Origin of the sequence: Xenorhabdus stockiae (assembly GCF_002632825.1) — a bacterium.
GTDB lineage: Bacteria > Pseudomonadota > Gammaproteobacteria > Enterobacterales > Enterobacteriaceae > Xenorhabdus > Xenorhabdus stockiae.
In genome coordinates, this window is the sequence record NZ_NJAJ01000065.1 from 1 (window position 1) to 8890 (window position 8890).

Genomic DNA, 8890 nt, shown 5'->3' on the forward strand with positions numbered 1-8890 from the left:
AGCAATTCCTCCATAGTTCAGTCGGTAGAACGGCGGACTGTTAATCCGTATGTCACTGGTTCGAGTCCAGTTGGAGGAGCCAAATTTAAAGAAGCCCGACTCAGTTTTACTGAGCCGGGCTTTTTGCTTTTCTACTTTTTTCCGGGACATTTATCTGGCATCAGAAAATATAACGGAATATTAATTCGTTATCATGAATAACACCTAAAAAAATACGGTGATGATTATTTTTCGCCATAAAAAATGATAAAACCCCACCACTTTGAACATGTCTCAACCACTTGAACTTATTTTTTATTTTTCTGCTTTACAAGCTCTCTCCATTCCCCTATTATTCGCCTCGTTCTCAGGAACACAGCAATTCCTCCATAGTTCAGTCGGTAGAACGGCGGACTGTTAATCCGTATGTCACTGGTTCGAGTCCAGTTGGAGGAGCCAAATTTAAAGAAGCCCGATTCAGTTATGCTGAGTCGGGCTTTTTACTTTGCTGCTGAAGATACACTGATGAGCTTAAACTCAAAAAGCACATATTATCGACAAAAAGTACATATTAACGGCAAACAACCGGTTATTATGATTTTCCCCTTTGACAAATGAGAAAATAGCCGTTAGTATACGCCCCGTCTTGAAGGAGTTCCTCCATAGTTCAGTCGGTAGAACGGCGGACTGTTAATCCGTATGTCACTGGTTCGAGTCCAGTTGGAGGAGCCAACTTCAATACACCCTCGTTTTGTTACTTCTATTTTTTCCTTTTTTGATACAATTAATTTCCTCTGAATACCCTAGCTTATATAAAATAAAAATCTTAATTCTGCAAAAATAGCGGAACTATTATCATTTAATAATAGCTATTTAACTATTTTCTCTTTATCATCTACCTCCGGCTTAAGGAATGCTGAATCAGCTTCCACCATTTCTCACCTATATTCTGGAGCCGGTTCCATGACTACTGAATCATATACCATTAAAATCCGCCGCCCTGACGACTGGCATGTCCATTTTCGCGATGGTGATATGCTGAAAACCATCGTTCCTCATACCAGCCAATTCTTTGGCCGGGCTATCGTTATGCCTAACCTTGCCCCTCCTGTAACAGATGTTGCCAGCGCTAAGGCCTATAAAGACAGGATAATGGCAGCCATTCCATCAGAACACCAGTTTCAACCTCTGATGACCTGCTATCTCACGGATTCAACAAACAGCTCCCAAATTGAAATAGGTTACAAAGAAGGTATTTTCACTGCCTGTAAACTCTATCCTGCCAATGCGACAACTAATTCCAGCCACGGTGTTTCAGATATACAAAAGATATATCCTCTGCTAGCAACAATGGAAAAATTAGGAATGCCTCTCCTGATCCATGGTGAAGTGACTGCTTCTCATATTGATATTTTTGATCGTGAAGCCCGTTTTATAGAGCAGGTAATGGAGCCGTTACGTAAGCAGTTCCCTGAGCTGAAAGTTGTTTTCGAACATATCACGACCAAAGAAGCTGCCGAATATGTTCTTGAAGGCAATGATAAGTTAGGCGCAACTCTCACTCCACAGCATTTGATGTTCAACCGCAATCACATGCTGGTTGGCGGGATCCGACCACATCTCTACTGTTTACCAGTATTAAAGCGCAATATTCATCAGGAGGCATTACGCGCAGCCGTTGCCAGTGGCTGTGACCGCTTCTTCCTGGGAACGGATTCCGCTCCTCATTTATTGCACCGTAAAGAATCTTCCTGCGGATGTGCTGGTGTTTTCAATGCGCCAACCGCTTTAGCAGCTTATGCAACTGTTTTTGAAGAAATGAATGCAATGGAGCATTTTGAAGCTTTCTGCTCTCTGAATGGCCCTAAATTTTATAATTTACCTGTTAATGATGGGGTTATTGAACTTACACGCAAGCCTACCCCAGTTTTCGAATACATCGAACATAATGGCGAAAAATTGATCCCATTCCTGGCTGGAGAAGATGCGGGATGGGAAGTCAAAATATGTAAGTAATCTCTCATCGTGCTTCATGCGGAGATACTTAGTTTCCGCATGAAGGCATCTCACTCTTTCCATACCAAACAAGATAATACTCACCCTCAGATAAAATGATCACCATCGGGTTTCTGAGACTGGTTGTAGTATTAGTTTGATAAAAAGGTTTATACTGCCATTACTCATCTTTGATGAGATTCGCAGCTCTTAGTCAATTATACCAATAACAATGCTGTAGTCTGATTAGGAGGTTATATGGGACAAAAAGATGAAATTATTCAAACCCATCCTGTTGTAGGCTGGGACATCAGTATTGTTGACACCTATGACGCCATTATGATTCGCCTTCATTACTTATCCTCCCCAGATCAAACCACAAAAACAGATAATGTCAGTATTGACAAAACATTGTGGTTAACTACAGGAGTTGCAAAACAGCTAATTCTAATCTTGCAGGCTGGGATCGAGAAGATTGAATCATCAGAATACGACCAACTTGACTATACAAAACATTAACAGCAAATTTCATACCTATTAGGACACTCAGAACATTGAGTGTCCGCCACTACTATCAAAACAAATACCAGCACACAGAATCATTCATATAGTTTATTATTTTTCACAATACTGTATTATAAACAGCCAGACACTACCTGATATTTAACTATCCGGCAGACTGTTTTACTTAATGATAACCACTATAGAACAAGGATGTTCAGCTAATGAAGCTATTAATCATTGATGAGTGCTATTATACCCGCCTCGGGATCATTGAGTCCCTGAAAGAAAATACGAACATCCTTACAGCAGGTATGCATTCAATTCATGATGCAATAACTACTCTTCAGGTATTTTCACCAGATATTGTTCTGATGAATCTAACACATTACGGTTATTGCAGTGCATACTGTGAATACATGAAGTTATTTTTCTCCTTGGTGCGTGACAGACGCATTTATATCTATCTTGATAAGCCATATCCATGGACAGACAATCATATCCAATTGACTAATAATGATTTTATTTTACCAAAAAGGAATCTTAGCTTACTACTTCAACGATTAAAAGAAATTGCTTCATATGATATCCAACACTATTTTTCTCATTTCAATACAAAAAGTTCTATTTTTAGTCCGCAGGAAAATAGGATCCTCTATTATTGGATGCTGGAAATAGGCACATATAAGATTGCAAAGATATTAAAAATAAGCGGCAGTACCGTTTATTCTCATAAACGACATATCATTGAAAAATTAGGGGTGGTTAACCAGATGGAGTTACTTTTTACTTATAATATCTTTAAGTATCTCTGTTAATAATTCAATTGGCGCAATAACACTTAAGTTATTACGCCAGTTTGCAGTACCTGTTCATCCAATAGACTAAACAGGCACTTAAACAAGATTTATTATTTAATGGATTGTAGCGAAGTGATATTCAAACCTTCATTCAACCGATAACGAGATTTATTGAAAATTTTAGCCCCATTTTCTCTTCCTGCCCGACGAGCACGCTGTTCGCCTTCAGGAAGTAACATTTCTTCCCGGCAGACATCGCTACAACATCCCTCAAACCGCTCTGCACAAGACGGACATTGGATGAATAGCAAATGGCACCCATCATTTTTACAGTTAGTATGACTATCACAAGTTGAACCGCACTGATGGCACTGAGCGATAACGTCTTCAGAAATACGTTCTCCCATACGCTCATCAAAGACAAAGTTTTTACCAATAAAGCGAACAGGCAGCCCCTGAGCTTTCGCCTTACGAGCATACTCGATAATACCGCCTTCTACATGATAAACATTGTTAAAACCATTGTGCAGCATATAAGCACTTGCTTTCTCACAACGGATCCCGCCAGTACAATACATGACGATATTTTTATCTTTATCATCCTTCAACATCTCAACTGCCATAGGCAACTGCTCACGAAATGTATCTGACGGAATTTCAATCGCATTCTCGAAATGCCCGACTTCATATTCATAATGATTGCGCATATCAACAAATACAGTTTCAGGATCATCCAGCATCTGGTTGACCTGATCCGCTTTCAGGTATTCACCGGTTTTTGACGGGTTAAAAGTTTCATCTTCAATACCATCAGCAACAATACGCTCACGCACTTTCATGCGTAATACCCAAAATGATTTGCCATCATCTTCTAATGCAATATTGAGTCTCAAGTTATACAAAGCAGGATCAGCGGTATTCAATACTGCTTTCAGGGCTTCAACATTTTTAGAAGGAATACTGATTTGCGCATTGATACCTTCTTTAGCGATGTAAACCCGTCCAAAAACTGACAAATCAGTAAATTGTTGGTACAGGCTGTCGCGAAAATCCTGTGGCTCAGGAATAGCAAAATATTTATAAAAAGAGATAGTTGTGCGCGGCTCAGTTTCAGCCAACATACGTTCTTTCAGTTCTTTGTTAGAAATTCGGTTATGTAACACTGGCATGGTGTTCAAAGTACCCTTGTAATTTGTTGATATGTATACATTTATATCTATCTATGTCCACATAGTGTCGACTCTAGATCATGCTCTAAATCTTTAACTAAAACCCTTAGTTCATACTTGGGGGTTTTATTTTCTACAATATTACTTTTTTCTGTGACCCAGATCTATCAATCCCTGTTCTGAATTGATTGTATACACAGAAATTGCTTGTTCACTATAGAGTATCAGACAATGTTTATGTGTATTAGTTGTCCATGTCGAGACAGGTATGAAGTGGCAACATATATTATTCGCATTTCTTTAACCACTCAGGGAACAAGCAAAAATATTGAGTTTAGTTTCAAAAGTTAAATAATTGTTAAATATTATTCACTTGTTATTAGAAAGGAGAGCGCAATACTGGCATGTTAACATATTAATATTTAATAAATTAATTTTATTAAAATAAGTCACATACCCCCAATTGTACCCCCACATTATTTTGCTACATCAAGTTTGGTAGATTTTACGTGGAAATTAGATTTATAACTTTTTAATCATTACGTTAAAGCAAAAAAGCCATGAGATTTGGAAATGGTCAAATTTGGCTGCCATTTCACGCTCAAGGCTTCATATAAACATTTATCATTTTTATGAACTAGATCACAAATTAAAACGGGTTATTCCTGTGGCTCAGAGCGGGCTTTCTTTTCTAATAATTCTCCAGTATGAGAACCGAAATAACGACTTGGCCAGATTTCTGAGGGATGGATACCAAGATAATCAGCAATGATCCATTCGCCTTTAGGCCAAGGCCTACTGAATGCGTTTGCTAGTGTAGATGAACTAAGTCCCGACTCACGAGAAACAGCCGCTAAAGTTGTACCGCGTTTACGTAATGCGGCAATAATATCGGCCTGATGCCAATCATTTTTAACATTGTTATTCATTCCTGCTATCCCTTCCATTAATTAACATTGATGGTGGCGATTCAGACAGGGTTTGCAGACTGGGTTCACACCAGCGAGGCATAGCCTCCCCCGCCTGAATCACCATTGAAAGGGTGATAGCAAGCGCACTGGCAGAAACATCCTACCAGTGTTTGTGAACGCAAGGCTGCAAAACCTTGACCATTGGATTGTGCCAATGGCGGGTATACTTTAACTGATTGTTTTAGCAGACTCAATAACTGAACTGCTAAGTTGAACGGCTATAAACCCGCTCAATATAACGAACAGTGATCCAAATGCTTAATTTCCTAATCACTCAGTTCATCAATTTCCTTACTTATACCTGACAACATGCAATCTCTGGCGCGCGACAGTTCGGACAAAACAAAAAGTGTCTGCCTTGTCACCGCAAACCAATGGCATCTGTGAACGGTTTCACAAAACCATCCTGAATGAATTTTACCAAGTGACGTTCAGAAAGAAATTGTATGGTTCATTGGATGAGTTACAAAAAGATCTGGACAATTACAACAATCATCGCACTCATCAAGGAAAAATGTGTTGCGGCCGGACACCAATAGAAACCCTTCAGGATGGGAAATCTATTTGGGCAGAAAAAAATCTGACCCAAATATAATCTGACAGTCGCCGATAACAAAGTGGGTAACTGTCAGAGCAAGTCGCGACTAGTACAGCTTATAGACCCTGTTTCTATATTTGCCCACCTACCCCCTTAAACTTTTCAACAAATGCAACAATTTTCTGGAAAACGGTTTGCTTTTTTGTTCTGTATTCCGGGTTAAGCGGACTTAACTTTGGTAGCGTTGAATTGAGTTCTGTGCCGTTTTCACTTGCGTATTCTCGTCTTAATGATGCTGTGATATAGCGTTTAGCTGCATCTTCATTTAAGTTCTCAGAATTGATTAACTCCTCTGCTTCACGTTTTTGTTCAGCTTGAGCAAATTTGAAGAATTCATCAATGATACTGGCTTTGTCAATAATTTCGTCCAAATTAGTTTGATTAATGAAATCAACAACTAGACTTTCTTTTGCTCGATTACCAAGGCTGGAACGAATTAAACGACGAACTTCATCAATTAATTCCGCCTTATTTTTATTCTTTTTATTGTTTTCAAAAATCAACTCAAGAATGTAATCCAGATTAATTTCCTGTGATTTGAGCAAATCTATTTCAAAAACGACATCATCCCAGTCAATAGTCGATTTGTCTTTCTCATTAGATGATTTCTCACGGCGTAACCAATCACGCGTATCATTATAGGTCGAGCGATAATCTTGAATAGCACGCTCAGTCGGCATCTCAATCGCTTGCATAGCAGCGATATCTTCATCGTCTAGGTAGTATTTAGCTTTAAATGCTTCAACAGCTTCCAGATTACTCATATCTACATGCTGTAGAGCCTTTAATCCTGCAAATTCATCGTAGTTTTGCAGTACATTCTCTACACGCAAATATTCGCCAAATAGCTTGGAAAAATCCTTTTTATCTTGCTCTTTAACAATATCATCAGGATTAGGAAAGAGTCTTTGTAACTCTGTCACTACATCTAAAAATCCACGGCGTGCTTCGCCGGTGACTAAATCAGTAAAGCCTTCCATGTATTCTTTATAGCTTTTTTCCAGCACTATATTTTTGGTATTTTTATCGCCAAATAAAGTAATAGCCTCAACTGTAGACTGCTCTAAATCACGGAAAGTGACGATATTACCAAAGGTCTTCGTGGCGTCATAAATACGGTTGGTGCGTGAAAAAGCTTGCATTAGACCATGGTAACGCAGATTTTTATCGACAAACAAGGTATTCAATGTCGGCGCATCAAATCCCGTTAAAAACATGCCGACAACAATCAGTAAATCTACTTCTTGATTTTTCACTCGCTGAGCAAGATCTTTATAGTAGTTTTGGAAACCTTGACTATCCACACCAAAATTCATTTTGAACGCTGCATTATAATCATCAATTGCTGCGCTTAAATATTCTTTAGCACTGCTGTCCATTGCTGTGAGTTCAAAACTTTCATCAATAATTTCACCAACAGCATCTTGTTCTTCATTGGCGGCGAAAGAGAAGATAGTGGCAACATTAAGCGGTTTTTTGTTCGTTTTGTTTTTATCAGTCTCTTTTTGTAAATTCTTAAACGCTTCATAATAAGCTTTGGCAGCATCCACGCTGCTGACTGCAAACATGGCATTAAAGCCTTTGCCACCGGCTTGGAGACGATGCGTTTTTTGCCTGAAATTGTTTAAAATATACTGGGAAATTTCACGAATGCGAACGGGGTGTAAAAAAGCCTGCTTGTTTTCTGCCGCTGTTAACTTTTTCTCGTCTTGTTCTGTTTCAATGGACTTAAACTGTGGTCTTACATCGTTATAATCAACTTTAAACTTCAATACTTTTTCATCACGAATAGCATCGGTAATCACATACGAATGTAATTCTCGGCCAAATACACTACTGGTGGTATCTGCTCCTAAAGCATTTTGCGGGAAAATTGGCGTGCCCGTAAAACCAAATTGATAATACTTTTTAAATTTCTTCTTTAGGTTTTTTTGTGCTTCACCAAACTGGCTGCGGTGAGCCTCATCAAAAATAAACACGACTTGCTTATTGTATATGGATAAATCGCTTTCACTTTTTATTAAGTTATTAAGTTTTTGAATGGTAGTAACAATAATTTTATTATCATCTTTTTCAATATTCCGTTTTAACCCTGCGGTACTTTCCGAACCATTAACGCTGTCAGGCGAAAAACGTTGATATTCTTTCATGGTCTGGTAATCCAGATCTTTACGATCGACCACAAAAAACACTTTATCGATAAAATCCAACTCAGTAGCCAAACGCGCAGCTTTGAAACTGGTTAAAGTTTTACCTGAGCCCGTAGTATGCCAAATATAGCCACCACTCTCAGTATGACTCCAATTTTTAGCCTGATACGCACTTTTAATTTTCCATAAAATACGTTCAGTCGCCGCTATTTGATAGGGTCGCATCACTAATAAAGTATTACTAACGTCAAATACAGAATAATGAATTAACACATTCAGCAAGGTATTTTTTTGAAAAAATGTGGCTGTAAAATCTTTTAGGTCTTTAATCAGCGTATTATCAGATTTAGCCCAATTCATGGTGAAATCAAAACTGTTTTTATCCCTCTTGGTTGTATTGGCAAAATAGCGGGTATCTGTACCGTTTGAAATCACAAAAAGCTGTAAGTATTTAAACAGTGAGTTTTCTGTATTAAAGCTTTCTTTACTATAACGGTGTACTTGGTTAAAGGCTTCACGGATAGCAACTCCGCGCTTTTTAAGCTCAATCTGCACCAATGGCAGGCCATTAACCAAAATTGTTACATCGTATCGATTAGCTTGCGACCCAGTTTGCTTAAATTGCTTAGGGGCTGTGGATGTTTTGTGAGGGGAATTGGAACGGCATGATGATCTGGTATCCTTGTTTTCGCCAAAAAACCGTTACCTTGAGAACATCATGCCAAGA

At 38.6% G+C, this 8890-nt stretch carries 6 protein-coding genes, 3 tRNA genes and 2 pseudogenes; 7 read left to right on the forward strand and 4 right to left on the reverse strand.

The window, feature by feature from the left end:
• The first annotated feature begins 6 nt into the window (after positions 1–6).
• The 6 genes from Xsto_RS19315 (at position 7) to Xsto_RS19340 (ending at position 3293) form a co-directional block, all read left to right on the forward strand.
• Positions 7–82 (forward strand) — tRNA-Asn (locus Xsto_RS19315).
• Between the two features lie 280 nt (positions 83–362).
• Positions 363–438, forward strand: a tRNA-Asn gene (locus tag Xsto_RS19320).
• Positions 439–635: 197 nt separating this feature from the next.
• Positions 636–711: transfer RNA gene (locus Xsto_RS19325), tRNA-Asn, on the forward strand.
• Between the two features lie 231 nt (positions 712–942).
• Complete coding sequence (gene pyrC / locus Xsto_RS19330) at positions 943–1995, forward strand: dihydroorotase (protein ID WP_099111994.1); 1053 nt, start codon at positions 943–945, stop codon at positions 1993–1995.
• A 237-nt stretch (positions 1996–2232) separates the two neighbouring features.
• Entirely contained in the window at positions 2233–2493 is a 261-nt protein-coding gene (gene bssS, locus Xsto_RS19335) for a biofilm formation regulator BssS (RefSeq protein ID WP_099111995.1), read from the forward strand.
• 206 nt (positions 2494–2699) lie between these two features.
• On the forward strand, positions 2700–3293 hold the full coding sequence (locus Xsto_RS19340; RefSeq protein WP_099126137.1) for a response regulator transcription factor: 594 nt from the start codon (positions 2700–2702) through the stop codon (positions 3291–3293).
• 92 nt (positions 3294–3385) lie between these two features.
• Here Xsto_RS19340 and trhO read toward each other — a convergent pair whose 3' ends face one another.
• The 3 genes from trhO to Xsto_RS21710 all read right to left on the reverse strand — a co-directional run bounded on the left by trhO (position 3386) and on the right by Xsto_RS21710 (position 5609).
• Positions 3386–4444 carry an oxygen-dependent tRNA uridine(34) hydroxylase TrhO gene (trhO, locus tag Xsto_RS19345; RefSeq protein ID WP_099111930.1) on the reverse strand — a complete coding sequence of 353 codons (1059 nt, stop codon included), beginning with the start codon at positions 4442–4444 and terminating at the stop codon, positions 3386–3388.
• 659 nt (positions 4445–5103) lie between these two features.
• The gene (locus tag Xsto_RS19350; protein ID WP_099126138.1) at positions 5104–5373 is read right to left on the reverse strand and encodes a helix-turn-helix domain-containing protein; all 270 of its coding nucleotides are present in this window, start codon (positions 5371–5373) and stop codon (positions 5104–5106) included.
• A gap of 65 nt (positions 5374–5438) precedes the next feature.
• Entirely contained in the window at positions 5439–5609 is a 171-nt protein-coding gene (locus Xsto_RS21710; RefSeq protein ID WP_169926702.1) for a hypothetical protein, read from the reverse strand.
• Positions 5610–5761: 152 nt separating this feature from the next.
• On the opposite strand from Xsto_RS21710, the pseudogene Xsto_RS19355 reads away from it, so the two are divergent.
• Positions 5762–6010 (forward strand): annotated as a pseudogene (locus Xsto_RS19355) (integrase core domain-containing protein); the annotation flags it as partial.
• Between the two features lie 74 nt (positions 6011–6084).
• Here the strand turns inward: Xsto_RS19355 and Xsto_RS19360 are convergent.
• Positions 6085–8790 (reverse strand): annotated as a pseudogene (locus tag Xsto_RS19360) (type I restriction endonuclease subunit R, EcoR124 family); the annotation flags it as partial.
• Between the last annotated feature and the right edge of the window lie 100 nt (positions 8791–8890).